We start from the raw sequence: 23,253 nt of genomic DNA, 5'->3' as shown, positions 1-23,253 counted from the left end.
AATTGCCACCCGCCTATAGGCATGGCATATTCCGGCCGCGCCGCGCGCTCCTTGCAAAGGTTTCATGAAAAATCCCCCCGCCGTCAGCCTGCCTCTGAAGATTCTCTCCACCGGCCACGCCCTGCCGCCCAACCGGGTCGATTCCAGCGAACTCGACCGCCGCCTGGGCAGGAGACCGGGTTATGTCGAAAAGCGTTCGGGCATCGCCTGCCGCTACCACGCCAGTGCCGACGCCAGCCAGAGCGAACTCGCCGCGGCGGCGCTCAACGACGCGCTGCGCCGCGCCGACCTCGACCCGGCGTCGGTGGACCTGCTGCTCTACGCCTCGGCGATCGCCGTCCAGGCGCTGCCTTTCAGCGCCGCCCATGTCCTGCGCGCCAGCCGGCTGCCGGCCGGCACCGCCGCCTTCGACATCAACGCCAGTTGCGTCAGCTTCATCCAGGCGCTGCAGGTCGCCGGCGGGCTGCTCAACGGCGGCGCCTACCGGCGCATCGCCATCGTCTCCGCCGATCTCGCGTCGCGCGGCATCGACTGGGCCGACGAGGAATCGGCGCTGATCTTCGGCGACGGCGCCGCCTGCGCCATCGTCGAACGCGGCGACGGCAGCAGCGGGATCATCGCCGGCCTGCTCGAAACCTACCCGGAAGGCATCGAATACTGCGAGATCCGCGCCGGCGGTACCCGCCGCAACCCGCGCGCCGGCATCGCCGACAGCGATTTCCTGTTCCATATGGACGGCCGCCGCATCTTCCGCCAGGCCTCGGCGCTGATCGAGGATTTCTTCCGCCGCCTGCTGGCGCGCAGCGCGCTGCAACTGGCCGACCTGGCGACGGTGATCCCTCACCAGGCCAGCCACTTGTCGCTGGAACACATGCGCCGCCGGCTCGGGGTGCCGAATTCGGCGCTGATCGACATCTACCGCGAACGCGGCAACCAGGTCGCCGCGTCGATTCCCAGCGCGCTGCACGCGGCATTTTCGAGCGGCCGCCTGATCGCCGGCCGGCCGGCGCTGCTGATCGGCACCGCCGCCGGGCTGACGCTGAGCGGCCTCACCTTCCTGCCGTGAAATACCTGGTTACCGGCGCCACCAGCGGGCTCGGGCGCAACGCCGCCGAATGGCTGCTGGCGGCCGGTTTCAAGGTGCGCGCCAGCGGCCGCGATTTGCCGGCCGGCGCCGCACTGGCCGCCCGCGGCGCCGAATTCGTGCCGCTCGATCTGGCGCTGGCCTCTCCCGCCGAGTGCGCCGCGCTGCTCGACGGCATCGACGCGCTCTGGCACTGCGCCGCGCTGTCGGCGCCCTGGGGCGACCCGGCGGCGTTCCAGGCCGCCAACCTCGATGCCACCCGGAAACTTGCCGCGGCGGCCGGCGAACGCGGGCTACCGCGCTTCGTGCAGGTGTCTACGCCGTCGATCTATTTCGATTTCCAGCACCGCCACGAAGTCGGCGAGGAGTTCCGCGCCGCGCGCTTCGCCAACGCCTACGCCGCCAGCAAGTACGCCGCCGAGCAGGCGATCCGCGAACTCGCCGCCCGCCATCCCGCCACCCGCTACACGATGCTGCGCCCGCGCGCCCTGTTCGGCCCGCACGACCGCGTCATCCTGCCGCGCCTGCTGCGCCAGATCGAACGCGACGGCGGCGTCCTGCGCCTGCCGCGCGGCGGCGCTGCGGTACTCGACCTGACCTACGTCGGCAACGTCGTGCACGCGCTGCAGCTCGCCACCACCCAGCCGCAACTGCCGGCCGCCGCCGTCTACAACATCAGCAACCACCAGCCGGGCCGCCTGATCGACCTGCTCGACCGCCTGCTGCGCCAGGAAATGGGCCTCGCCTACCGCCTGCAGGCGCTGCCCTATCCGCTGCTGCACGGCGTCGCCGCCGGCATGGAGGCAGTCGCCGCCCTCACCCGGCGCGAGCCGCCGCTGACCCGCTACAGCGTCGGCGCGGTCAATTTCGACATGACCCTCGACAATCGCCGCGCCATCGCCGAACTCGGTTATCGCCCGATCGTCCCGCTGGCCGAGGGCATCCGCCGCACCGCCGCCTGGCAGCGCGGCAAGGAGGCGGTCGATGGCTGAGCTGACCACCTTCACCGTCGGCTACTGCACTCACCCGGCCGGCATGGCGCTGCGCGGCGCTGGCTGGCGGATCTGCCGCTTTCCCGCGCGCGCCTACCTGCTCGGCGTCGGCGGCCGCCACTGGCTGTGGGACACCGGCTACGCCGAGCATTTCCGCCAGCACACCAGCACCGGCATCTTCCGCCTCTACGCGGCGATCACGCCGGTGCATTTCGCCGCCCACGAGGCGCTGCTCGCGCAACTGAAAGACGTCGGCCTGACGCCGCGCGACATCAGCGGGCTGCTCCTCTCGCATTTCCACGGCGACCACATCGCCGGCCTCCACGACTTCGCCGCCACCCCGTGCCTCTGTTCGGGCGAAGGCTGGCAGCGCACGCGCGGCCTGCGCGGTTTCGGTGCGCTGCGCCGCGCTTTCGTGCCCGGGCTGATCCCGGCCGGCTTCGAGACGACGCTGCAATTCGTCGAAAGTTTTCCGCTGGTCCGCCTGCCGGCCGAACTGGCGCCCTTCGAATGGGCCTGGGCGCTGCCGGAGAGCCGCAACGAAATCCTGCTCGTCCCGCTACCGGGCCACGCCGCCGGCCAGATCGGCGCTTTCGTGCACACCGCCGACGGCTGGACCCTGCTCGCCAGCGACGCCGCCTGGGCGCCGCAGGGCTACCGCGAGCAGCGCGGCCCCGCCCGCCTCACCCACCTGCTGATGGACGACCGCGCCGCCTATTACGACACCCTGGCCCGCCTGCACGCGCTGCATCGCGGCGGCAAGGCGCGCATCCTGCTGTGCCACGAGGGGGAACTGTGAACGCCCTGCCGCTTCGCCAGTCCGCCCGAGCCGCCGCCAGCAGGTGTCAGCGCGAGGCCGCCGCATGATCGCGCTGACCACGCTCTGGCACTACCTGCGCACGCGGCGCCTGCAGTTTGCCGACCGTGCCGCGCTGCTCGCCCATCAGGACCGGCAGTTGCGGCGTTACGCGCGGCGCGTGCTGGTGCGCAGCCCCTATTTCGCGCGCTGCGCCGAACTGCCTTTCGCCGACTGGCCGACGATGGACAAGGCGCTGATGATGCAGCACTTCGACGCCATCAACACCGCCGGCCTCAAGCGCGATGAACTGCTGGCGGTGGCGCGGCGCAGCGAGGCCGAGCGCGACTTCACGCCGCGCGTCGGCCGCTACAGCGTCGGGCTGTCGTCCGGCACCTCCAGGCAGCGCGGGCTGTTCGTCGTCAGCCCGCGGGAGCAGGCGGCCTGGGCCGGCGTCATGCTGGCGCGCCTGCTGCCCGACGGGCTGACCGCCGGCGAGCGCGTCGCGCTCTTCCTGCGCGCCGACAACCACCTCTACCACAGCGTCGACAACCGCTGGTTGAGCCTCGCCTTTCACGACCTGTTCGCGCCTTTCGAAGCGCAATGCGCGCGCCTGCAGGCGGAGCGGCCAAGCATCGTCGTCGCGCCGGCGCAGGTGCTACGCGCGCTGGCGCTGGCGGTGCGCGACGGCAGCCTGCGCATCGCGCCCAAGCTGGTGATTTCGGTCGCCGAAGTGCTGGAGCCGGCCGACCGGGCGCTGCTCGGCGAGGTATTTCCGCGCGTCGGCGAGGTTTACCAGGCGACCGAGGGTTTCCTCGCCGCCACCTGCCCGCAGGGCACGCTGCACCTGAACGAGGAATTCCTGCGCATCGAACCGCAGTGGCTGGACGAACAGCGCTTCACGCCCTGGGTCACCGACTTCACGCGGCAGACCCAGCCTATCGTCCGCTACCGCCTCGACGACGTCCTGGTGCGCCGCGCCGAGCCCTGCCCCTGCGGCCGCGCCGGCCTGGCGCTGGCGGCGATCGAGGGGCGTTGCGACGACCAGTTGCTGCTGCCCGGCGCCGACGGGCAAGTCAAACCGGTGTTCGCCGACCTGTGCAGCCGCCTGATCGCCAACGCGCTGCCGCTGACCGCCGACTACCGGCTCGAACAGCACGGCGCCGACCGCCTGCAACTGACCGCCGATTGCCCCCTGCCCGACATCGAACGCTGCCGCGCCGCGCTGATCGCCGGTTTCGCCCGCCAGGGCGTCGCCGTCACCACTTTGCACTGGCAGCTCGCCAGCCAGCCGCTGCCCGCCGATTTCCGGCACAAGCGGCGGCGCATCCGGCGCCTCGCCTCATGACCAGCACTGCATTCCGGCTGCGCCAGATGCTCTTCGGCTGGGGCGGCGTCGGCCTTGTCTACAACCTCAGCGACCGCTTCCAGGGGCCGGGTCTGGTCCTCGAACCCGGCGTCATCGACCGCCTGATTCCCTACAGCCCGCACGCGGTCTGGCCCTACCTGTCGTTCTTCCTGATCGTCCCGCTCGCCTTCCTCAACTGCCCGGCCGAGCGCCTGCGCTGGCTGCGCAGCGCTTTCCAGGCGGCGGCGCTGGCCGCCGGCACGGTCTTCATGCTGTGGCCGACCACCCTCGCCTATCCCGACTATGCCGCCGCCGGCCTCAGCGGCACGCTGCTTGCCGGCCTGCTCGCCGTCGATTCGCCGCAGAACTGCTTTCCCTCGCTGCACATGGCGCTGACCACGCTCGCCATCCTCGCCCTGCACGATCCCCGGCGGCCGCTGCGCAACCTGCTGCTGTGGGCGTGGGGCGCGCTGATCGGCCTTTCCATCCTGCAGTTGCGCCGCCACCTCGCCATTGACCTGGCGGCCGGCGTCGCCCTCGGTTTTGCCGCCGCCTGGCTGTGCCGGCGCTGGCTCGCCCCCGCCACCCTGACGCTAGGAGCCCCGTCATGAGCGAACTCGCCTGGCCCATCGCCTGCATGCTGATCTTCGTTTTCGGTGAAGCAATCTTCCTGCAATTGAGCGGGCGCCAGCCGGTTAACTGGCGCGATGTCGTCTTCAACATCGATTCCGGCCACCTCATGCTGTGGCTCTTCCGCGGCCTCGAAATCACCTGCTACGGCTACGCCGCCGCGCACTGGAGCCTGGACCTGCTGGCCGCCTGGCCGCCCGCCGCGGTCTGGCTGTTCGCCTTGCTCGCCTGGGATTTCGGCTTCTACTGGCTGCACCGCCTGCACCACCAGTGGCCGCCGTTCTGGGCCGTACACCTGATCCACCACCAGGGGCGGCATTTCAACCTCTCGCTCGGCGTGCGCAATTCCTGGTATTCCTCGCTCACCTCGATTCCCTTCTTCCTGCTGCTGGCGCTGCTCGGCGTGCCGCTATCGGTGTTCGTCGCCGTCTCGATCCTGCATTACAGCGTGCAGTTCTACAACCACAACGCGCTGGTGCCGCGCCTGCGCTGGCTGGAAGCGATCCTGATCACGCCGGCGCTGCACCGCGTCCATCACGTGAACGAAGCGCGCTACTGCAACAGCAATTTCGGCGGCAGCTTCTCGTTCTGGGACCGCCTGTTCGGCAGCCTGGAACGCGAACTGCCGGCCGCCCCGTTCAGCTACGGCGTCGGTCGCGAAACGCCGCCGGAAAACCCCTTCTGGGCGAGCAACCTGCCTTTCCTGCGCCTCCTCGGCGGCAGCGCCGGCACCCCGCCGGCGGCCCGCTTCGCCTGCGCCGACTGGGCGATCGCCAGCGGCGCCCTGCTCCTGTTCGCGCTGGTCGTCGGCTATGTCGACCGCTACGGCTACGGTTACGGCGCCGTCGATGTCGCCCAGGTCGTGCTCTTCGCGCTGCTCGCCAGCGGCGCGGTGGTCCTTGGCGGCATGGCCGAAGGCCGGCGCTGGGCGCCGCTCGCCTGGCTGGCGCTCTGCCTTGCCCTGCCCGCCGCCTGGCTGGGCGGCCTGCGCTGGTTTGCCGGGTTCTGGCCGTGGCTGATGCTGCCGCTGGCCTTGCACGGGCTGGCGCTGGCGCTGGGCATTGGCCGCCGGTCGGCGGCTGCGGCATGAGGACGCTGCCGCCGCTCTGCTACGCCGCGCCCGACAGCAGCGGCGAGGTGGCTTTCGAACAGGCGCTGCAGGCGCGCGCCCGCAGCTACCTGGCGGCGCGCGGCGACCACCGCCACGCCGATGGCGCCCACCTGTGCAAGGCGGCGCTGCTCGCCGCCGCCTGCCTCGCCTGCTACCTGCTCAGCCTGACGGCCGGTACCGCCAGCGGCTTCGCCGGCGCCTACCTGGCGGCGATCGCCGTCTGCATGCTGCTCAACATCGACGTCAATCACGACGCCTCGCACAACGTCTTCCTGCGCAGCCGGCGCGGCAACCGCGTCGTCGGCCGGCTGGTCACGCTGCTGCTCGGCATCGACCCCGATTACTGGCGGGTGCGCCACGTCGATTTCCACCACCGTTACCCGAACATCGAGCACTACGACCTCGACACCGAGGAAAACGGCATCTTCCGCCAGACGCCCTTCCAGCGCTGGCGGCCGCACATGCGCCAGCAGCACCGCTACTGGCCGCTGATCGCCGCGCTGTCGCTGACCTGGATCGCCTGGGTGTTCGACTGGCGCGACCGCCTCGGCCGCACGCCGCTGCGCCAGCATGGGCTGCTGCCGGGAAGCGGCGGCTGGGCGCTGTTCCTTGCCTCCAAACTCGGCCACCTGCTGCTGGCGCTCGGCCTGCCGCTGGCCGCCGCCGACGCCCACGGCCTGGGCTGGCAACTGGCGCTGGCCTGCTACCTGGCGGCGCAGATGGCCGGCTCGCTGCTCCTCGTCTTCCTGCTCCTCGGCACCCACTGGGCACAGGCCGCCTTCTACCCGGCGCCGCCCGACGGCCGCCTGGCGCAAGGCTGGCACCGGCACAATTTCGCCACCGCCTGCGACTGGCTGCCGACGCCGCGCTGGCTGCAGTGGGGCATGGGCGGCCTCAACCTGCACCTCACCCACCACCTCTTCCCCGGCTGGCACCACCGCCACTACCCGGCGCTGGCGGACATCGTCGCCCGCACCGCCGCCGAACACGGCCTGCCCTACCGCTGCCTCGGCTACCGCCAATTGCTCGCCGGCCAGCGCCGCTTCCTGCGCGAAATGGGCCGCCAGCCACTCGGGGAAAGCGGATGAAGACGGCGCCGCCGCTGCATTTCGGGCGCGACGACCAGGCGCTGCGCGCCGCCCTCGACAGCGCCGCCGGCGCCTGGCTGGCCGCCCGCAACGACCACCGCGGCGCCGACGCCGGCATGATCGGCAAGCTGCTGCTGCTCGTCGCCGTCGCCGCCACCGCCTACGCCAGCGCGCTGACCCAGGCCACGGCCGCCGCCTTCGGCGTCGCCTACTTCATCTATGTCGCCGCCGCCATGCTGCTCGCCATCAACGTCGTGCACGACGCTTCGCACAACGCCTTCCTGCGCAGCGCCCGCGGCAACCGCTGGCTCAACCGCCTGGTCAGCCTGCCGCTCGGCCTCGACCCCGAATGCTGGCGGGTGCGCCACGTGATCTTTCACCACCCCCGCGTCAACGTGCAGGGCCACGACCTCGACATCGAGGAAAACGGCGTCCTGCGCCAGACCCCGCACCAGCGCTGGCGGCCCTTCATGCGCTGGCAACGCTGGTACTGGCCGCTGGTGGCGGCGATGACCTTCCCCGCCATCATCTGCTCCTTCGACTGGCTCGACCGCGCCGGCCGCACCCCGGTCGGCGCCCGCATGGCGACGCCGGGCTGGCGCGGCTGGGCCGGCTTCCTGCTGGCCAAGGCCGCCCACCTGACGCTGGGCATCGGCCTGCCGCTCTATTTCTGCGCCGGGCGGATCGCCCCCGCCACCATCCTGCTCGCCTATTTCCTCAGCCTGAGCGCCGCCTCGCTGCTCTTCGTGCTGCTCATCCTCGGCACCCACTGGGCCAAGGGCCGCTTCTTCGCCGCCCCGCCCGACGGCCGCTTCGCCCACGGGCGCTGGGAACACCAGTTCCTCACCACCTTCGACTGGCAGATCACCCCCAGCTGGCTCGGCTACTGGCTGGGCGGCATGAACCTGCACCTCACCCACCACCTCTTCCCCGACTGGAGCCACCGCCACTACCCAGCGCTGGCCAACCTCATCGCCCGCCTCGCCCCCGAACACGGCATCCCCTACCAACGCCCCGACCTGCGCGGTTTCCTGCGCGAACAACAGGCTTTTCTTGGACGGATGGGGGCGGGACCGGGGAAATAAGCGGCTGCAGGCTTGCCGGGCGACCGAGCCGTGCCTCAGCGCTGTGACCGGCCTCCTGCTGCTTTCTTTACTTTTCGGCTGCCGGCTCGTCCGGCCAGGGTCGGGCAGCCAGCTCGGCAATATCCGGCGCCACCGCGCTACCGTTCAACCTGGCATTGGCAATCTTCGCCCGGGCATCGAGGATGTCCCAGCGCGCCCGCTTGTGGTCGTCGCGCTGCAGCCAGGTCCGACGCATGAGATCGAGCCGGGTATTATCAAAGCTGTCCGAGGTCTCTGGCAGACCGTGGTAAATCGCCAGTGCCCCGGTCACCGCTTCGTATTGCTCTCGCTCGAAATACATCATCGCCAGACCAAGCCAGGGGTCCCGCATCGGACTATCGAATAGGTAGGCGCTACGCAGACTGTGGGCAAACGCGCGCTCGACCTGCGCCAAGGCCTGCTGATAGGCCTGCGTCTCCGGCGCTTGCGACGATTGCCCTTTTGCCTGCGCCCGCAATGGCGTCAGCTTTATCGCGGAGAAAAAGGCTTGTTCCGACGCGAGGCCTTGCTCATACGGATTCAGTTCGTAGAGCGCTTGCCGCACTTGCTCACGCTGCTTCATGGCATCACTGCCTGGCTTCGTCACGAGCCAGTAATAGTCACTCTGAAGCTCGGATTGGCGCTTCCTGTCCGGATAAGTCAGACTGAGTTCAACCGGCGCCTTGAGCTCGAGCCTTCTCATCTGCTCGCGAAATGGCAAGCCTTCGCCTTTCAATGCCAGCTCGCCGGCCCGGCGCAATTCGCGTTCCCATTCGTCGTCACCCCATAGTTCTCTTGCAACATCGCCTGCGCTGACTATTGTAACTACCGTCTCATCCTGCTTTGGCGTGGCGACCTCCGGCACGGATGCTGACGGCAGCAAGGATGATGACGGCGGCAATTCAGACTTGGAGGCAAATACCATCACAATCACAAAGATCACGATGATGAGCAGCAACACACTCAACCCCCTGCTAGTGCCAAGAACATTGACGCTAGCCGGGGGAGCCACGGGCGGTAGCTGGCTGACCAGAAATTGTGGCGACACGACATACGGCGGGGATGGCTGCGGCTTTGCCACGGGCTGGGGACGACGCTTGGCCGACTTCTCGATATGTCCCTGACGAACGCAGGCCGCGCAAACCAGGCCGGCAAAGTGCTGGTGTTCGGGATTGCGTTTGCAGACCACGAGCTTGCCAGCACTCCGGCGAGCGTAATCCTTGAGCACGCTCGCCCACTGCGCGGACGTGGGACGGACGCGGCCATCGCGCGAGCCCAGGGCGAGATCGAACATCTGGCGCAATTCGACAGGCAGCAGGGTATGCGTGCTCGACGGGACGGGCGCAATCCGCTTGTGCGCCGCCTGCCCGTAGGCATAAAAACGGCCGGCGATGCGCCCCGGCAGGTCGGTCGGCACGCGGTCGCCCTGCGGCCGGCCTGCGAAGGGATGCAGCCCGAAATTGAGCAACTGGAAGATAACGACGGCCAGCGCAAAACGGTCCTGCCGTTCTTCGCCGTCGTTGCTGACCTGGCCGGATTGAAACTCGGGCGCCAGATATTCGGGCGTGAACTGCGTGGCGTGGAAGCGATCCGTGGGGGTGTGCACGCTCAGGCCATCGCAATCGAGCAGCGCCATGTACAACCTCTCCCGGTAGAAACGCAGGTTCACCGGTTTCAGATCGACCACATAGTGATGCTGGGCATGCAGTTCGGCGATCACGGCAGCGAGATTGGCGGCCAGGGTGATTTTGGCGCCCAGGCCGGTGGGCAGACCGTGGGCACGCGCCTGCTTCTCCTGCAGCACCAGTTCGAGTTCACTGGTGGCAGCGATGTCGATGGCCGGCATCAGGAAACCACAGAACTGCCCGTTGCGTTCGTGCAACGTGGTACTTGGCCAGGCCATCTGGACATAGCGCTGACCGCCCTCGACGATATCGGGCAACTTGGGCCGCGTAGCGATCAGCGCCGCGAGCTTGCGCTCGCTCGCGGAACGATCAAAACCCGGGTGGTAGATCTTGGCGACCTCGGTCGGTGCTTCCGGCAACAGATAGATGCTGCCGGCACCGCCGCTCTTGAGGTGCTTGCCCAGCGTCAGCCGGCGGCCGTCACCGGCAAGGACAGTTTGAGCGCTGCGCCGTGCCGCCGTCATGCGTAGGCAAGCAGCAGGGTTTTGTCGTCCGGGGTGATACGGTCGGTGCGCGCATCACTCAGCGTCCGCGCCAGGGCCGCACTGCCGCTGGTTTCGTCGGTGGCCAGCAGGAACTTCTCGACCGGGGTGATGAAAGGGGCAAACAAGGTCTGGTTGCCCTTGCCCATCACGAAGCTGGCAGCGCCGTCGCTCATCAGGGCCAGACGCTGCGGCGCCACGATGCGCAGCAGGCGCAGGTGGCGCGCCCAGTCCTCGCCGGTGATGAAGTAGGTTTCGTTGGCGTACTCGCCGTTCTCGGGCTGCGAGACGGTGCTCCCGGCGTCGCACGCGTCGGCGACACCGACACCATCGCCGACATGGAAAAACCAGCCGCCGGCCGGCGTAGTCACGACACCGACCAAGGTGGTGGCGAAATCGGCCAGCGGCGATTCGGCAGCCTGCGCATGCCTGACCAGTTGGGCACGAACCTCGCTCAGCAGCTCACGCAGCCAGCCGTAAGCCTCTTCCACCGTCTCCGGCCAGGGCTTGCTGCCGCTGGCCCTGGCGCTGAGCAGATGGCTGGCCACTTCGTTGACCACCGCGGCAGATACCACTGCGGCCCCGACATGACTGGAAGCAGCCGAACCGGCGCCATCACAGACGGCAGCTACCAGTGCATCGCCCACCACCTGGAAGGCATAGGCATCCTGGCAGGGCAAGCCTGCCTGGACATGCGAAGACCCGACCGCCGCTGCGGCAAAAACGCGCCAGACCATCGACCGCCGATCAGACGGGGGCGCTGGACCAGGCGTCGGTCGCCGGCAATTGGGCCTGACCGCCGGGACGCGACTGCGAAACGACCTTCATGCTGGCGCTGAGCCAGAGGAAAAGTTCGTTGAAACGTAGCCCGGTCAGGCGCTTGACCCCGGCGCTTCCCTTGACGGTGAATTCTGCGAGCGTCTCGCTCTGCGCGCCTTCGCCGACAGCGATCGGGAAAATGGCGAGCTTGTTGCCCTGTTCCGCACTCCGGGCACGCTGTGCGCTGGCCTGCCAATCGTCGGTAGGCGAACCATCGGACATCAGGAACATCCAGGGACGGGTATAGGGAATGCCAGCCTGCTTGAAGCGCTGCTTTTCTTCCTCGATCTTGGCCAATGCCAGATCGACCGCCTGGCCGGTAGGGGTGGTGCCATTCGCTGCCAGCGTCGGCGCGCTGAAATCCATTGCATCATGCCAGTCGGCAGCAATCTCGGCGCTGTCATTGCCGCCGTAGCAAATCACCAGTACCCGCACCCGCTTGGCGGCAATGGCGTCACTCTTGAGCTCCTGCTCCAGCAACGCCAGCCCCGCGTTGAGTTGTTGAATTGGCTCGCCCCCCATGCTGCCGGAGCTGTCGAGCACGAGGACAAGCGGAGTGCGCTGTTCGGTGTTATCCACCAGCGCTACGTCGGGAATGGTGATATCGGTCATGGTGATTGAAAACCCTGCGACAAGGAAAATGTGGATTCAACAAAGCCGGGGAGTATCGGTTCCCCATATGTCATATGTCAAACGAAACCCCGGTCATTCCCTCGTGGCACTTCCCTCGACAGTTACTTGCTTGGGCACCACGGGGCGGTCCAGCGACACCAAACTGCCATCCTGCCGTGCCCCACTGCCTGCTATGGCACATCCCCCGAGCAGGATCAGCATCAACAGCAATTGCAGGATTCTCATCCGTACCATTTCAGTCTGCACCGCAACGGCGGCAGATCGCCTCGACATGGATGGCGGTCGTGTTCAGGAAGGGGATGTCGGTGTCGCCGTCGTGCAGGAGCAGCGGGAGTTCGGTGCAGCCGAGGATGATGGCGTCGAGCTGGTGGCGCGCCTGCAGGGCGCGGATGATGGCGAGGAATTCCTGCCGGGTCGTATCGTTGAAGATGCCGTGTTCGATTTCGTTGACCAAGCGAGCGTGGATGCGCTGCTGTTCTTCGGGTTCGGGAACGAAGATGGCGAGGCCGTCGCCGGCGAAGAAGCCGGCTTGCATGGTGAAGGCGGTTCCGAGCAGGCCGAGGCGCCGGTAACCGGCGGCGCGGGCGGCGGCGAGCGTGGCGTCGACGATGCTGAGCAGCGGGATCGGCGACCGGGCCTGCACCTGGTCGAACACGACATGCGGCGTGTTGGCGGAGAGGACGGCGAAATCGGCGCCGGCCGCGTGCAGCGCGCGGACCTTGCCGGCCAGCCAGGCGGCGAGCGCTTCCCGGTCGCCGGCCTCGACCATGGCGAAGAGGCGGGTGATGTCGACGCTGACGATGACGATTTCCGGTACGGCCAGGCTCTGGTTGCGGGCGTGGAAGTGGTCAACGATGCGCTTGTAGTAGTCGATCGTCGCTTCCGGCCCGAGGCCGCCGATGATGCCGATGGTTTGCACGTTTCTTCCTTCGCGTTTTCGGGAATTCCGTCGGGATTGTAGCGACAAACCCGACGTCATTGCCCGCCGGCGGCCGCCGCAAAAAAAACCGAAACTGGATTGAACCTTTTCCCTGTCCCACCGACAAAACGCGGTCCAGCGCGGCTTGCATGCGCCGGCCAGGGGATTTCACCAACAACAGGGAATGGGGTTCATGTCCAACATCACGAATTACAACGACAAGGTCGTCCGGCAGTTTGCGGTGATGACCGTCATCTGGGGCATCGTCGGCATGCTGGTCGGCGTTGTCATCGCCGCGCAACTGGTCTGGCCGGAATTGAACGTGGCGCCGTATTTCCACTTTGGCCGCCTGCGCCCGCTGCATACCAACGCGGTGATCTTCGCCTTTGGCGGTTGCGCGCTGTTCGCCACGTCGTATTACGTGGTCCAGCGCACCTGCCACACCCGGCTGTGGGGCGGGCCGCTGATCCCGTTCACTTTCTGGGGTTGGCAACTGGCGATCGTCCTGGCGGCGATCACGCTGCCGCTCGGCATCACCAGCAGCAAGGAGTACGCGGAACTGGAGTGGCCGATCGACATTCTCATCGCGCTGGTCTGGGTGGCTTATGCGGTGGTCTTCTTCGGCACCATCGCCCGCCGCACGGTCGGCCACATCTACGTGGCGAACTGGTTCTACGGCGCCTTCATCATCGCCGTCGCGCTGCTGCACATCGTCAACAGCGCCGCCGTGCCGGTGTCGCTGACCAAGTCCTACTCGCTGTACGCCGGCGCGCAGGATGCGATGGTGCAGTGGTGGTACGGCCACAACGCGGTCGGCTTCTTCCTGACCGCCGGCTTCCTCGGCATGATGTACTACTTCGTGCCCAAGCAGGCCGGGCGCCCGGTCTATTCCTACCGGCTGTCGATCGTGCACTTCTGGGCGCTGATCTTCACCTACATGTGGGCCGGCCCGCACCACCTGCACTACACCGCGCTGCCGGACTGGACGCAATCGGTCGGCATGGTCTTCTCGCTGATCCTGCTGGCGCCGTCGTGGGGCGGCATGATCAACGGCATCATGACGCTGTCGGGCGCCTGGCACAAACTGCGCGATGATCCGATCCTGAAGTTCCTGGTCACCTCGCTGTCGTTCTACGGGATGTCCACCTTCGAAGGGCCGATGATGGCGATCAAGTCGGTCAACGCGCTCTCGCACTACACCGACTGGACCATCGGCCACGTCCATTCCGGGGCGCTGGGCTGGGTGGCGATGGTGTCGATCGGCTCGATCTACTTCCTGCTGCCGCGCCTCTTCGGGCGCCGCGAGATGTACGCACCGGGCCTGGTCACCGTGCATTTCTGGCTGGCGACCATCGGCACCGTGCTCTACATCGCCGCGATGTGGATCGCCGGCGTCATGCAGGGCTTGATGTGGCGCGCCATCAACGCCGACGGCACGCTCGCCTACAGCTTCGTCGAAGGCGTCAAGGGCTCCTACCCGTTCTGGGCAATCCGCTGGTTGGGCGGTGTGTTCTTCCTCGCTGGCATGCTGCTGATGGCCTGGAACATGTTCCGCACCATCGCCGCCGGCAAGATCGAGTCGGTGGCGGTGATTCCGGCCGCCCAGCACTGAGGACGGCGATGAGCTTCGACCTGCTGCTGCCGGCTTACACCCTGCTCGCCTTCTTCGGCTTCCTGGCGATCTGCGCCTGGGCCTGCGACGGCGCTCGCGACGGCGATTTCTCGGCCGCCGCGGCCTTGCCCTTCAACGACCCGGAAGCCGAAGCGGAGCGGCGTCGGGCATTGCTCACCGGCCGCTGAGCCGGAATGCAAACGGGGGCCGCGGCCCCCGTTGTCGATTGCGGATCAGCGCGCCCCGCCGTACTCCTCGGCCAGGCAGTCGTAATGCGCGTGCGCCTCGCGCTCGAGTAGCGCGGCGGCCTGCCATTCGCGCATCGCCGGGTGGTCGAGCAGGGTTTCCTGCCAAGCGGCGGCGACCGGCGGCAGCGCCACGTTGTAGACGGTGAAGCGACAGGCGACCGGCGCGAACATCGCGTCGGCGATCGAGAAATCGCCGAACAGCCAGGGGCCTTCGCCGATGGCGAAGTATTCGCGCGCTTCTTCCCAGATTTCGACGATGCGGTCGATGTCGCGCTGCACTTCCGGTGTCGCCGGCTTGCCCTTGAGGCGCAGCTTGAGGTTCATCGGCATCGCCTGGCGCAGGTTCATGAAACCCGCGTGCATTTCGGCGCAGACGCTGCGCGCGCGGGCGCGTGCCCGAGCGTCGGCCGGCCACATGCGCGGTTCGCGCTCGGCCAGATATTCGGCGATGGCCAGGCTGTCCCAGACCTGGAAGCCGTCGTCGTGCAGGGCCGGGACGCGGGCGTTGCCGGCGATCGGCTTGAGCAAGGGGTTGTAGTCGCGGCCGGCGACCGACACCAGGTGCTCGGCGAAGGGAATGGAAAAATGCTTGAGCAGCAGCCAGGCGCGCAGCGACCAGGACGAGTAGTTCTTGTTGCCGATGTAGAGGTCGTACATGGGGGTTTCCTTTCGGGAGATGCCAGTGCCTTGGCGATCGCCGCCAATGATAAGGGCATGAATGGCGATAAACCAAGGGCGGCACGAAACTGCGTTTGCCGGGATCAAATTTATTTTTGCTGCAGTGCACAATTTTGCCTGCATAGCGGATATACTGAAGCTGAATCTCACCACCAACCCGTTTTCCAGGAGACAGCAATGTCCATCACCCCCGAGCAATTCGCCGCCGCCAACAAGGCCACCGTTGATTCCCTGCTGTCCGTTGCCAATACGGCACTGGCTTCCGCCGAGCGCATCGCCGCGCTCAACCTGAACACCGCCCGTGCCGCCCTGGAAGACAGCGCAGCCGGCGTCAAGACGGTGCTCGAAGCCAAGGACCCGCAAGCCGCTCTGGCCGCCCAGAAGGCGCTGGCCCAGCCGGCGATCGAGAAGGCTGTCGCCTACTCGCGCTCGGTCTACGAAATCTCCACCCAGACCCAGCAAGAACTGGCCAAGATGGTCGAAACCCAGTTCAGCGAATTCCAGAAGTCGATCGGCAACATGGTCGACCTGGCCGCCAAGTCCGCCCCGGCCGGTTCCGAAGGTGCCGTTGCCGCCGTGCAAAGCGCCATCGCCGCTGCCAACTCGGCCTTCGGCAACATGAACGCGATGGCCAAGCAATTCGCCGACGTCGCCCAGAAGAACATCGCCGCCGCGATGAAGCAAGGCAAGTAAGCCAGAAACTTCCGGCGCGAAAAGCCCCGCGCGACCCGCGGGGCTTTTTTTCCACCGGCTTTTTCCACCCGAACAGGAAACCCCATGTCCGAATCCGGCCAGGATCCCGAACTCGACCGCCTGCTGCACGCTGCGCTGGGCGGCATGACGCCGCAGGAAGCCTTGATCGCCGCTTCGCGCGCCGACGCCGAGAACGTCGAAGAGAAAGCCGCAGCGATCGCCAGGAATCGCGAACGCGCGCTGAAACTGCTCGCCGCACTGGAAAAATCGCTCGGCTGAACGAGCGCTGCGTACCCTACGCAATCTGACGTATTTGCCGGCCGGGCCGGCCTCCTTAATCTGACGTTGCACCGCAGCAAACGGTTTTCCGAATCGTTCAACCCATCAGATCCAGGAGCACTCATGAGCACTCGTCGCAATTTCATCAAGGCCACCGTCCTGGCCGCCGCCCTCTCCTCCATCGGCATGACGGCGTACGCCGCCGACACGATCAAGGTCGGCATCCTGCACTCGCTGTCCGGCACCATGGCGATTTCCGAAACGGCGCTCAAGGAAACTGCGCTGATGACCATCGCGGAGATCAACGCCAAGGGTGGCGTGATGGGCAAGAAGCTCGAACCGGTCGTCGTCGATCCCGCCTCCAACTGGCCGCTGTTCGCCGAAAAGGCCCGCCAGCTGCTGACCCAGGACAAGGTCGCCGTCACCTTCGGCTGCTGGACCTCGGTGTCGCGCAAGTCGGTCCTGCCGGTCTACAAGGAACTGAACGGCCTGCTCTTCTACCCGGTCCAGTACGAGGGCGAAGAACTCGAGAAGAACGTCTTCTACACCGGCGCCGCGCCCAACCAGCAAGCCATCCCGGCCGTCGAATACCTGATGTCCAAGGACGGCGGCGAAGCCAAGCGCTTCGTGCTGCTCGGCACCGACTACGTCTATCCGCGCACCACCAACAAGATCCTGCGTGCCTTCCTGAAGTCGAAGGGCGTCGCCGAAGCCGACATCATGGAAGAGTACACCCCGTTCGGTCATAGCGATTACCAGACCATCATCGCCAAGATCAAGAAGTTCGCTTCCGAAGGCAAGAAGACCGCCGTCGTGTCGACCATCAACGGCGACTCCAACGTGCCCTTCTACAAGGAACTGGGTAACGCCGGTCTCAAGGCCACCGACGTGCCGGTCGTCGCCTTCTCGGTCGGCGAAGAAGAACTGCGCGGCGTCGATACCAAGCCGCTGGTCGGCCACCTGGCTGCCTGGAACTACTTCCAGTCGCTGAAGAACCCGGAAAACGCCAAGTTCATCAAGATGTACAAGGACTGGGCCGCCAAGCAGAAGCTGCCGAACGCCTCCACCGTCGTCACCAACGACCCGATGGAAGCCACCTACATCGGCATCCACATGTGGGCGCAGGCGGTCGAGAAGGCCAAGTCCACCGACACCGACAAGGTCATCGCCGCCATGGCCGGCCAGTCGTTCAAGGCGCCGTCCGGCTTCACGGTGAAGATGGACGAGAAGAACCACCACCTGCACAAGCCGGTGTTCATCGGCGAAGTGAAGGCCGACGGCCAGTTCAACGTGGTCTGGAAGACCAAGGGCCCGGTCCGCGCCGCCCCGTGGTCGCCCTACATCCCGGGCAACGACAAGAAGAAGGACGTGCCGGAAGGCAAGTAAGCCAGCTTTTCCTGGACGAAGAACAAACGGGGCCGCGGCCCCGTTTTTCGCATTCAGGCGGCGGCGAAACGCTCGCGCAGCCAGTCGCCGATGGCGGCGATTTCCTCGAAGCAGACCTCGTGCGCCATCGGATATTCCCGCCAACCGACCGCGTAACCGGCGGCCTGCAGGAAATCCCGCGCCTGGCGCCCAAGCGCCGGCGCCACCACGTCATCGTCGTCGCCGTGCGCGGCGAACACCGGAATGCCGCGATTGGCTTCTGTCGCCTCGCGCTCGACCAGCCCCGGCGACGGCAGGTAAGTAGACAGCGCGATCACCCCGCCCAGCGCCTGCGGATGCGTCAGCGCCGTCGTGTAGGCAACCGCCCCACCCTGCGAGAAACCGGCCAGGAAAACCCGCGCCGCTGGGATGCCACGCTCGCCCTCGCGCCCGATCAGGCGGCGCAGCGCCGCCCGCGAACGCAACAGGCCAGCCTCGTCGATGCGCCGCTCGCCCGGCGTCAGCGACAGGATGTCGTACCACGCCGGCATCGCCCAGCCGCCGTTGCAGGTCACCGGCATCACCGGCGCGTGCGGGAAGACGAAACGCACTCCGGGCGATTCCGCCAGGCCGAGCGCCGGCACCACCGGCACGAAGTCCGAACCATCGGCACCCAGGCCATGCAGCCAGATCACCGCGAACTGCGGGTTGCTGCCATGTTCGATTTCAATTGCCGGCAAGTATTCGTTCATTTTCGCTGCTCCTCTGTCCTGACTTGCGTTTTACCCGGAAATACCGGGCTGCACCAGGGTCAAGCAAAGAGAATTTCAAGCACTTTGAGGGCTGCCACCGCCACTGAGCAGGCGAAGCAATTTTCCGAAAACGGCCAATTATCGTTGAAGCGAACGATGCCGCCGAACGCGGATTATCGCTGTCCAGCGTGATTTGCATTTTCTTATTGGCGTTTGGCACGTGCATTCCATTCGTCCACTTGCTTCCAGTGCTCTTGCCAAACTTTCTGGGTTTCAGCGACGACCTCAGCACCGACCCTTGCACACTCATGGAGTGCGCCTGATGGCCCATCTTTGTGGAACACTTTTATTGCGTCATCTTTAGCCCCGCCGAGCTTTTTGGGAGGGAGACCCCGAACACATATTCGCCAAAGGTCGAAACTGAACTGGTCACGCGAAGGAACGATTCGCCACTGGGCCAAAAGTCCATCGTTAGTCCAGACCGTCGTTGAAATTGTGGAATATCTCTTTATCCACGCTTCGGCCGCTTGCTCATCATCGAAGTGGATTTGCCCCTCTTCAACCACGGTCCGCGAAATACCTTTACAAGCACGAAACTTGTCGCGGAGAGCATCTATCGGTCCAAACCGGCCCGCTGGATCATAGGCACCGAGACTACCGTACCAGCGCGAGCGACGCGCAAACATGCTAGATGACAGCGAACAGCCATCCCACTCATAGGTCCGTTCCAAACCTTTCCCGGCATGAACCAAGACCTTCCCAACGGGCGTATCCAATTCGAGCCTGGCATAGTCACGCAACACCAACTCTGGCGCGGGGAGCGTTGCTGCTTGCACTTCGATTGAGCCATAAACGACCAAGGCCATGACAGAAAGTATGCGAAGTAGACTCATCATTTTCATACCAAACGAATAACCGGAGCTTGTGCTGATATTGAAATGTAACAGCCAAGCCCCCGCTTGGCCGATTTCAGCCATCCACCAGAAAAAATCAGCGGATAACATTGGCAGAAATCACGCTTCAGTTTGCCGCCAGACCCGCATGCGGGCATAGTTGAGGGGCTTGAATCTGCGCCCGGCGCCTTGAAAAGCTTCCGCGACCGCGCGGCGATGCCGCTGCCGTCGTCCTCCGACGCTTTTCGAAAGACTCCGCCATGGACCATCCCGACCAGTTGCGCTGGAAACAAAACTGGCGCGCCAACCGGATCGACTTTCACCTCGACCATGTCCACCCCCTGCTCCAGCGCTGCTGGGCCGAGGTCGGCGTCGCGCCGGCGGCGCGCGTCTTCGTGCCGCTTTGCGGCAAGAGCCTCGACCTGATGTGGTTGCACGGCCAGGGGCATGACATCGTTGGCGTCGAACTGAGTACGGTGGCGGTCAACGCCTTTTTCCGGGAAAGCCGCTTGCGCCCGCAACGCAGCGCGCACGGCGCGCTGGAATGCTGGGCGCAGGAACGGCTGACCATCCACTGCGGCGATTTCTTCGCCCTGCGTCGGGAAGACCTGGCCGGGGTCAGCGCAGTTTACGATCGCGCCGCGCTGACCGCGCTACCGGAAGCCCTGCGCCCCGCTTACGTCGCCCACCTGCGGGCGATCCTGCCCGACGACTGCCGCATTCTGCTGCTGACGGTCGAAGATCTCGATGACGGGGAAAGCGAAGCCGATGCCAGCGGCAGTTCGGCGGAAGTGGAAGGTCTGTACGCGGCGCATTTCCGCGTCAGACTGCTGCATGTCGAGCATTGTGCCGCGCTGCTGGCCGGAAACGGCACGATCAGCGAGCCGCGCTCGGTGCATAAGGCGTATTTGCTGGGCGGGGACGAAAGCGCGCCGCCAGTGCCGATCAGCGATTGACGACGGCGAAGCGGGTCAGATGATCGGGGGAAATGCCGGCGAGTTCGCCGACCACGTGGCTGATGCCGTCGCCGACCAGCCACCAGGCGTTGCCATAGGGTAATGCGGTGATGCGTGCAGCGGCCAGCAGATGCAAGGCTTCGTGCCGGCGATTTTCAATATTCATGGGTGTGGCCACAAGGCCTCCTGTCTCAATAAAACAAACCCCCGGCGATGCCGGGGTTGCAGTGCCAGCGGGCCGACCAGCGGCCCCGCCGGTATCAGGCAGCGCGGATGTTGCCGGCCTGCTTGCCCTTCTGACCGGTCGTCACGTCGAAGCTGACGCGCTGACCTTCGGCGAGGGTGCGGAAACCCTGGCCCTGAATGGCGGAAAAATGAGCGAAAAGGTCTTCGCCGCCCTCATCGGGGGTGATGAAGCCGAAACCCTTGGAATCGTTGAACCACTTGACGGTGCCGTTGGCCATGTCTGTTATCTCCGGTAAAAAATGAATCGGGGCCCGAGCCCCTGTAAATGGGGCGAGATCAAGACGGCGAGGTCAGAATGGGGAGAAACGCCGCAACAACGGGGCTAAACCGGCAGAAAACGACACTGTTTGAAAATCGCTGCGGTGCACAATACGCGTTGCCAAGAGAAATAGCAAAGCAATTCTCGACAGCCCGATCATTTTCCGCGCGGGAAAGTCCCCAAAGCGTCTGCCGACGATGGCATAATCGCCCGGATTCCAAAAACAACAAGACTTCCCCTCCCCAATCAGACAGCAGTTCAACTGCGCGGGCACGCCCGTGCGGCGGTCGCCAGACCAAGGAATTTCAACACGTCAGGGAGGTGTGCAGTGAATCGCGAAGAGTTCTTCAGCAGCATCGATGCCAAGATTTCCCGTGCCAGCCGAGCCGATACCGGTTCCGCGGACATGCCGGCCGAAAACCAGGCTTTCCTGGAAACGGTGGTCGCCCGCCTGCAGCCGGTGGTCGCTTCCTACCAGGCCAAGCTCGCGGAACGGCAGATCAGCGCCGAGGTCAAGAGTTTCCCCGCCTGCATTTCCTTCACCCTGCGCTATCGCGACGGTGGCCATTGCGGCCTGACCCTCGACGGCCGCCTGGCCGACCGGCGCATCGAGATTACCGCCCACTACACCAACGACAACGGCCGCAACTACGTCAATACCGGCGGCGTCACCTATGGCAAGGACAACTGGCAGGACAGCATCTTCGAAGAAGCGCTGCAGAAATGCATCGACGACTTCCTGTCCTACGCCAGCCGGCACGGCGGCATCTATCTGAACTGAAGACCCGCTGCGTGCAGAACGGCCCGGCCCGCGCCGGGCCTGTTGCGTTTACCGGTCGATGATCAGGCGCAGGCCGAGGGCGACGAACACCGCACCGGCGATTCGGTCGAGGATGGCCCCGGCGCGCGGACGCCGGTTCAGCCACTGGCCGACGCTGCCGGAAAAATGCCCGAGCAGACCGAACAGCAGCGCCGCCTGCAAGGTGAACAGGATGCCGAGCTGGGCCAGTTGCCAGCCGATCCCGCCGTTGCCGGCGACCACGAACTGCGGCAAAAAGGAGAGGAAGAAGAGGATCACCTTGGGATTGATCGCATTGGCGAAAACCCCCTTGATAAAGACCTGGCGCAACGGCACCGCCGCGCCATCGACCACGCCGACCCGGGCCACGCCCCGGCTGCGCAGGGCGCCGATGCCGAGCCAGACCAGGTACAGCCCACCGCCCAGCTTGAGCAGGGTGAAGGCCTGCGGCGAGGCGGCGATCAGCGCGCTGACGCCGAGCACCGCGAGCAGGGTGTGGCTGAGGCAGCCGAAAGCACAGCCCAGACCGAAGGCGATCCCCTGGCGCCGCCCGCGCGAAATTCCCATGCCGAGCACCATCATGTTGTCGGGACCGGGCGCGGCGGTGATCAGCATGGCGGCGAGCAGGAATCCGGAAAACTGTTCGAAACTGAGCATGGCGGTCGGCTCTCGGGCAAAGCCGGCAATATAACGCAAGGCAGCGGCTGCGACGATGGCGGCTCCGGCACCGGTTTTTCCACGTGTTTGCCGGACGATGACTTGACCACAGTGACGTTGTCATGATGCAATCCCCATCCTCTCGTCATGACCCTCCAGACCGATGTCGCTCCCGTCGCCGTTTGCCGCCTTTCTCTCGCAACACGCCCGACTGCTGGAGATCACCACGGCGCTGCCGGAAGCGTCGCTGGTCGTCGAGCGCTTTTCCGGGCGCGAGGCGGTCAATGAGCTGTTCCGCTTCGAGATCGACTGCATTTCCACCAGCGCCACCCTCGACCTGCTGGCGCTGACCGGCGAGGAGATCACCCTGCGCCTGCTGCAGGCCGACGGCAGCAAGCGCGCCTGGCACGGCTACGTCACCGAATCGCTGCAGCTCGGCGCCGATGGCGGCTTCGCCCGCTACCGGCTGATCATGGAACCCTGGCTCGCCCTGCTGCGCGAGCGTCGCGACAGCTACGTCTTCCAGGACAAGACGGTGCTCGAGATCCTCGGTCAGCTCTTTGCCGATCATCCGCAAGCCAACTGGGCGCACGGCGTCACCCAGGAATTGCGCCGCTACAGCCTGTCCCTGCAGTACCGCGAGTCCGACCTCGACTACTGCCGCCGCCTGCTCGCCGAGGAAGGTCTCTCTTTCCGCTTCAGCCACGACCAGAACGCGGTGGCCGGCGACGAGGCGACGCACGCCCGCCACCGCCTGGAAATCTTCGACCGCGAAACGGCACCGCCCGACCTGGCGCAGCCGGTGTTACGTTTTCATCGCAACAACGCGACCGAAGCGAGCGACACCGTCCAGACCTGGCAGGAAATCCGCAACGCCCTGCCCAACGCCGTCACCATCGCCGGCTGGGACTACAAGACGCTGCTCGCCACCGGCGCCGAAGTCGAATCGACGCAGGACAACGGCGAAGTGCCGCGCATGGAAGTGCACGACGCGTCGCGCCCCTACCGCTACACCGACGGCGCCGCCGCCCGCCGCCATGCCGATCTGCGCCTGGCCGCCTGGGAAGCCGCCTACCGCCGCTTCGCCGGCGACAGCACGGTGCGCCAGGCCGCCGCCGGGCAGAAC

26 protein-coding genes are annotated in these 23,253 nt (G+C 66.1%); 16 read left to right on the top strand and 10 right to left on the bottom strand.

From position 1 onward, the window contains the following. Positions 1-64: 64 nt before the first annotated feature. The 8 genes from ACLIIZ_RS19285 (at position 65) to ACLIIZ_RS19250 (ending at position 8,134) form a co-directional block, all read left to right on the top strand. Positions 65-1,066, top strand: a complete 1,002-nt coding sequence (locus tag ACLIIZ_RS19285; protein WP_416694929.1) for a 3-oxoacyl-[acyl-carrier-protein] synthase III C-terminal domain-containing protein — start codon at positions 65-67, stop codon at positions 1,064-1,066. Continuing rightward, positions 1,063-2,076 carry an NAD-dependent epimerase/dehydratase family protein gene (locus ACLIIZ_RS19280; RefSeq protein ID WP_416694927.1) on the top strand — a complete coding sequence of 338 codons (1,014 nt, stop codon included), beginning with the start codon at positions 1,063-1,065 and terminating at the stop codon, positions 2,074-2,076. Before ACLIIZ_RS19285 ends, ACLIIZ_RS19280 begins: the two co-directional genes overlap by 4 nt. Further along, the gene (locus tag ACLIIZ_RS19275; protein ID WP_416694925.1) at positions 2,069-2,875 is read left to right on the top strand and encodes an MBL fold metallo-hydrolase; all 807 of its coding nucleotides are present in this window, start codon (positions 2,069-2,071) and stop codon (positions 2,873-2,875) included. The genes ACLIIZ_RS19280 and ACLIIZ_RS19275 overlap by 8 nt, the downstream gene beginning before the upstream one ends. A gap of 64 nt (positions 2,876-2,939) precedes the next feature. Next, a complete protein-coding gene (locus tag ACLIIZ_RS19270; RefSeq protein WP_416694923.1) occupies positions 2,940-4,220 on the top strand; it encodes a F390 synthetase-related protein in 1,281 nt (426 codons plus the stop codon). Next, positions 4,217-4,831: a phosphatase PAP2 family protein gene (locus tag ACLIIZ_RS19265; protein WP_416694921.1), complete on the top strand. Its 615-nt coding sequence runs from the start codon at positions 4,217-4,219 to the stop codon at positions 4,829-4,831. Before ACLIIZ_RS19270 ends, ACLIIZ_RS19265 begins: the two co-directional genes overlap by 4 nt. Continuing rightward, positions 4,828-5,940, top strand: a complete 1,113-nt coding sequence (locus tag ACLIIZ_RS19260) for a sterol desaturase family protein (RefSeq protein WP_416694919.1) — start codon at positions 4,828-4,830, stop codon at positions 5,938-5,940. Before ACLIIZ_RS19265 ends, ACLIIZ_RS19260 begins: the two co-directional genes overlap by 4 nt. Further along, the gene (locus tag ACLIIZ_RS19255; protein WP_416694916.1) at positions 5,937-7,049 is read left to right on the top strand and encodes an acyl-CoA desaturase; all 1,113 of its coding nucleotides are present in this window, start codon (positions 5,937-5,939) and stop codon (positions 7,047-7,049) included. Before ACLIIZ_RS19260 ends, ACLIIZ_RS19255 begins: the two co-directional genes overlap by 4 nt. Further along, positions 7,046-8,134, top strand: a complete 1,089-nt coding sequence (locus ACLIIZ_RS19250; RefSeq protein ID WP_416694914.1) for an acyl-CoA desaturase — start codon at positions 7,046-7,048, stop codon at positions 8,132-8,134. The genes ACLIIZ_RS19255 and ACLIIZ_RS19250 overlap by 4 nt, the downstream gene beginning before the upstream one ends. A gap of 67 nt (positions 8,135-8,201) precedes the next feature. Here the strand turns inward: ACLIIZ_RS19250 and ACLIIZ_RS19245 are convergent, their stop codons facing one another. The 4 genes from ACLIIZ_RS19245 to ACLIIZ_RS19230 all read right to left on the bottom strand — a co-directional run bounded on the left by ACLIIZ_RS19245 (position 8,202) and on the right by ACLIIZ_RS19230 (position 12,690). Continuing rightward, entirely contained in the window at positions 8,202-10,301 is a 2,100-nt protein-coding gene (locus ACLIIZ_RS19245) for a hypothetical protein (RefSeq protein ID WP_416694912.1), read from the bottom strand. Then, positions 10,298-11,056, bottom strand: a complete 759-nt coding sequence (locus tag ACLIIZ_RS19240) for a PP2C family serine/threonine-protein phosphatase (RefSeq protein ID WP_416694909.1) — start codon at positions 11,054-11,056, stop codon at positions 10,298-10,300. The genes ACLIIZ_RS19245 and ACLIIZ_RS19240 overlap by 4 nt, the downstream gene beginning before the upstream one ends. 10 nt (positions 11,057-11,066) lie before the next feature. Beyond that, a complete protein-coding gene (locus tag ACLIIZ_RS19235) occupies positions 11,067-11,750 on the bottom strand; it encodes a vWA domain-containing protein (protein WP_416694907.1) in 684 nt (227 codons plus the stop codon). A 256-nt stretch (positions 11,751-12,006) separates the two neighbouring features. Continuing rightward, entirely contained in the window at positions 12,007-12,690 is a 684-nt protein-coding gene (locus tag ACLIIZ_RS19230) for an aspartate/glutamate racemase family protein (protein ID WP_416694905.1), read from the bottom strand. A 193-nt stretch (positions 12,691-12,883) separates the two neighbouring features. On the opposite strand from ACLIIZ_RS19230, the gene ccoN reads away from it, so the two are divergent. Continuing rightward, entirely contained in the window at positions 12,884-14,302 is a 1,419-nt protein-coding gene (ccoN, locus tag ACLIIZ_RS19225) for a cytochrome-c oxidase, cbb3-type subunit I (RefSeq protein ID WP_416694903.1), read from the top strand. A gap of 8 nt (positions 14,303-14,310) precedes the next feature. Next, positions 14,311-14,490: a hypothetical protein gene (locus tag ACLIIZ_RS19220; RefSeq protein WP_416694901.1), complete on the top strand. Its 180-nt coding sequence runs from the start codon at positions 14,311-14,313 to the stop codon at positions 14,488-14,490. A gap of 45 nt (positions 14,491-14,535) precedes the next feature. Here ACLIIZ_RS19220 and ACLIIZ_RS19215 read toward each other — a convergent pair whose 3' ends face one another. Then, positions 14,536-15,207, bottom strand: coding sequence for a glutathione S-transferase family protein (locus ACLIIZ_RS19215; protein ID WP_416694899.1), 672 nt, complete (start codon positions 15,205-15,207; stop codon positions 14,536-14,538). A 198-nt stretch (positions 15,208-15,405) separates the two neighbouring features. On the opposite strand from ACLIIZ_RS19215, the gene ACLIIZ_RS19210 reads away from it, so the two are divergent. The 3 genes from ACLIIZ_RS19210 to urtA all read left to right on the top strand — a co-directional run bounded on the left by ACLIIZ_RS19210 (position 15,406) and on the right by urtA (position 17,586). Then, complete coding sequence (locus ACLIIZ_RS19210) at positions 15,406-15,921, top strand: phasin family protein (RefSeq protein ID WP_416694897.1); 516 nt, start codon at positions 15,406-15,408, stop codon at positions 15,919-15,921. An 84-nt stretch (positions 15,922-16,005) separates the two neighbouring features. Then, positions 16,006-16,200, top strand: coding sequence for a hypothetical protein (locus tag ACLIIZ_RS19205; protein ID WP_416694895.1), 195 nt, complete (start codon positions 16,006-16,008; stop codon positions 16,198-16,200). Between the two features lie 123 nt (positions 16,201-16,323). After that, positions 16,324-17,586 carry an urea ABC transporter substrate-binding protein gene (urtA, locus tag ACLIIZ_RS19200; RefSeq protein ID WP_416694892.1) on the top strand — a complete coding sequence of 421 codons (1,263 nt, stop codon included), beginning with the start codon at positions 16,324-16,326 and terminating at the stop codon, positions 17,584-17,586. 53 nt (positions 17,587-17,639) lie between these two features. Here urtA and ACLIIZ_RS19195 read toward each other — a convergent pair whose 3' ends face one another. After that, positions 17,640-18,317: an alpha/beta hydrolase gene (locus ACLIIZ_RS19195; RefSeq protein WP_416694890.1), complete on the bottom strand. Its 678-nt coding sequence runs from the start codon at positions 18,315-18,317 to the stop codon at positions 17,640-17,642. 203 nt (positions 18,318-18,520) lie between these two features. Further along, positions 18,521-19,321, bottom strand: coding sequence for a hypothetical protein (locus ACLIIZ_RS19190; protein ID WP_416694887.1), 801 nt, complete (start codon positions 19,319-19,321; stop codon positions 18,521-18,523). A 149-nt stretch (positions 19,322-19,470) separates the two neighbouring features. Here ACLIIZ_RS19190 and ACLIIZ_RS19185 point away from each other — a divergent pair, with 149 nt between their 5' ends. Then, a complete protein-coding gene (locus ACLIIZ_RS19185; protein ID WP_416694885.1) occupies positions 19,471-20,166 on the top strand; it encodes a thiopurine S-methyltransferase in 696 nt (231 codons plus the stop codon). On the opposite strand, the gene ACLIIZ_RS19180 is transcribed toward ACLIIZ_RS19185, so the two are convergent. Together ACLIIZ_RS19180 and ACLIIZ_RS19175 are read right to left on the bottom strand one after the other, a co-directional pair. Beyond that, on the bottom strand, positions 20,156-20,332 hold the full coding sequence (locus ACLIIZ_RS19180; protein WP_416694883.1) for a hypothetical protein: 177 nt from the start codon (positions 20,330-20,332) through the stop codon (positions 20,156-20,158). The genes ACLIIZ_RS19185 and ACLIIZ_RS19180 overlap by 11 nt on opposite strands. Before the next feature lie 94 nt (positions 20,333-20,426). After that, positions 20,427-20,630: a cold-shock protein gene (locus ACLIIZ_RS19175; RefSeq protein WP_416694880.1), complete on the bottom strand. Its 204-nt coding sequence runs from the start codon at positions 20,628-20,630 to the stop codon at positions 20,427-20,429. A gap of 369 nt (positions 20,631-20,999) precedes the next feature. Between ACLIIZ_RS19175 and ACLIIZ_RS19170 the strand changes: the two genes are divergently transcribed. After that, a complete protein-coding gene (locus ACLIIZ_RS19170; protein WP_416694877.1) occupies positions 21,000-21,452 on the top strand; it encodes a hypothetical protein in 453 nt (150 codons plus the stop codon). Between the two features lie 48 nt (positions 21,453-21,500). On the opposite strand, the gene ACLIIZ_RS19165 is transcribed toward ACLIIZ_RS19170, so the two are convergent. Then, positions 21,501-22,127, bottom strand: a complete 627-nt coding sequence (locus ACLIIZ_RS19165) for a LysE family translocator (protein WP_416694875.1) — start codon at positions 22,125-22,127, stop codon at positions 21,501-21,503. Positions 22,128-22,290: 163 nt separating this feature from the next. Here ACLIIZ_RS19165 and ACLIIZ_RS19160 point away from each other — a divergent pair. After that, positions 22,291-23,253: type VI secretion system Vgr family protein (locus ACLIIZ_RS19160; RefSeq protein WP_416694873.1), on the top strand; the 963-nt coding region annotated here is incomplete at its 3' end.

The organism is Azonexus caeni (assembly GCF_048146105.1).
In the GTDB taxonomy this organism is placed as follows: domain Bacteria; phylum Pseudomonadota; class Gammaproteobacteria; order Burkholderiales; family Rhodocyclaceae; genus Azonexus; species Azonexus aromaticus_B.
Note: the sequence above shows the minus strand (reverse complement) of the source record. Positions and strands in the feature narration are given on the sequence as shown.

What these genes read in the sequence shown, in the direction of transcription:
- ACLIIZ_RS19215 (WP_416694899.1), bottom strand. Translation starts at nt 15,207, where the DNA reads ATGTACGACCTCTACATCGGCAACAAGAACTACTCGTCCTGGTCGCTG.
- ACLIIZ_RS19245 (WP_416694912.1), bottom strand. Translation starts at nt 10,301, where the DNA reads ATGACGGCGGCACGGCGCAGCGCTCAAACTGTCCTTGCCGGTGACGGC.
- ACLIIZ_RS19285 (WP_416694929.1), top strand. Translation starts at nt 65, where the DNA reads ATGAAAAATCCCCCCGCCGTCAGCCTGCCTCTGAAGATTCTCTCCACC.
- ACLIIZ_RS19205 (WP_416694895.1), top strand. Translation starts at nt 16,006, where the DNA reads ATGTCCGAATCCGGCCAGGATCCCGAACTCGACCGCCTGCTGCACGCT.
- ccoN (WP_416694903.1), top strand. Translation starts at nt 12,884, where the DNA reads ATGTCCAACATCACGAATTACAACGACAAGGTCGTCCGGCAGTTTGCG.
- ACLIIZ_RS19220 (WP_416694901.1), top strand. Translation starts at nt 14,311, where the DNA reads ATGAGCTTCGACCTGCTGCTGCCGGCTTACACCCTGCTCGCCTTCTTC.
- ACLIIZ_RS19250 (WP_416694914.1), top strand. Translation starts at nt 7,046, where the DNA reads ATGAAGACGGCGCCGCCGCTGCATTTCGGGCGCGACGACCAGGCGCTG.
- ACLIIZ_RS19185 (WP_416694885.1), top strand. Translation starts at nt 19,471, where the DNA reads ATGGACCATCCCGACCAGTTGCGCTGGAAACAAAACTGGCGCGCCAAC.
- ACLIIZ_RS19240 (WP_416694909.1), bottom strand. Translation starts at nt 11,056, where the DNA reads ATGGTCTGGCGCGTTTTTGCCGCAGCGGCGGTCGGGTCTTCGCATGTC.
- ACLIIZ_RS19260 (WP_416694919.1), top strand. Translation starts at nt 4,828, where the DNA reads ATGAGCGAACTCGCCTGGCCCATCGCCTGCATGCTGATCTTCGTTTTC.
- ACLIIZ_RS19180 (WP_416694883.1), bottom strand. Translation starts at nt 20,332, where the DNA reads ATGAATATTGAAAATCGCCGGCACGAAGCCTTGCATCTGCTGGCCGCT.
- ACLIIZ_RS19165 (WP_416694875.1), bottom strand. Translation starts at nt 22,127, where the DNA reads ATGCTCAGTTTCGAACAGTTTTCCGGATTCCTGCTCGCCGCCATGCTG.
- ACLIIZ_RS19255 (WP_416694916.1), top strand. Translation starts at nt 5,937, where the DNA reads ATGAGGACGCTGCCGCCGCTCTGCTACGCCGCGCCCGACAGCAGCGGC.
- ACLIIZ_RS19190 (WP_416694887.1), bottom strand. Translation starts at nt 19,321, where the DNA reads ATGTTATCCGCTGATTTTTTCTGGTGGATGGCTGAAATCGGCCAAGCG.
- ACLIIZ_RS19275 (WP_416694925.1), top strand. Translation starts at nt 2,069, where the DNA reads ATGGCTGAGCTGACCACCTTCACCGTCGGCTACTGCACTCACCCGGCC.
- ACLIIZ_RS19195 (WP_416694890.1), bottom strand. Translation starts at nt 18,317, where the DNA reads ATGAACGAATACTTGCCGGCAATTGAAATCGAACATGGCAGCAACCCG.
- ACLIIZ_RS19210 (WP_416694897.1), top strand. Translation starts at nt 15,406, where the DNA reads ATGTCCATCACCCCCGAGCAATTCGCCGCCGCCAACAAGGCCACCGTT.
- ACLIIZ_RS19265 (WP_416694921.1), top strand. Translation starts at nt 4,217, where the DNA reads ATGACCAGCACTGCATTCCGGCTGCGCCAGATGCTCTTCGGCTGGGGC.
- urtA (WP_416694892.1), top strand. Translation starts at nt 16,324, where the DNA reads ATGAGCACTCGTCGCAATTTCATCAAGGCCACCGTCCTGGCCGCCGCC.
- ACLIIZ_RS19235 (WP_416694907.1), bottom strand. Translation starts at nt 11,750, where the DNA reads ATGACCGATATCACCATTCCCGACGTAGCGCTGGTGGATAACACCGAA.
- ACLIIZ_RS19270 (WP_416694923.1), top strand. Translation starts at nt 2,940, where the DNA reads ATGATCGCGCTGACCACGCTCTGGCACTACCTGCGCACGCGGCGCCTG.
- ACLIIZ_RS19175 (WP_416694880.1), bottom strand. Translation starts at nt 20,630, where the DNA reads ATGGCCAACGGCACCGTCAAGTGGTTCAACGATTCCAAGGGTTTCGGC.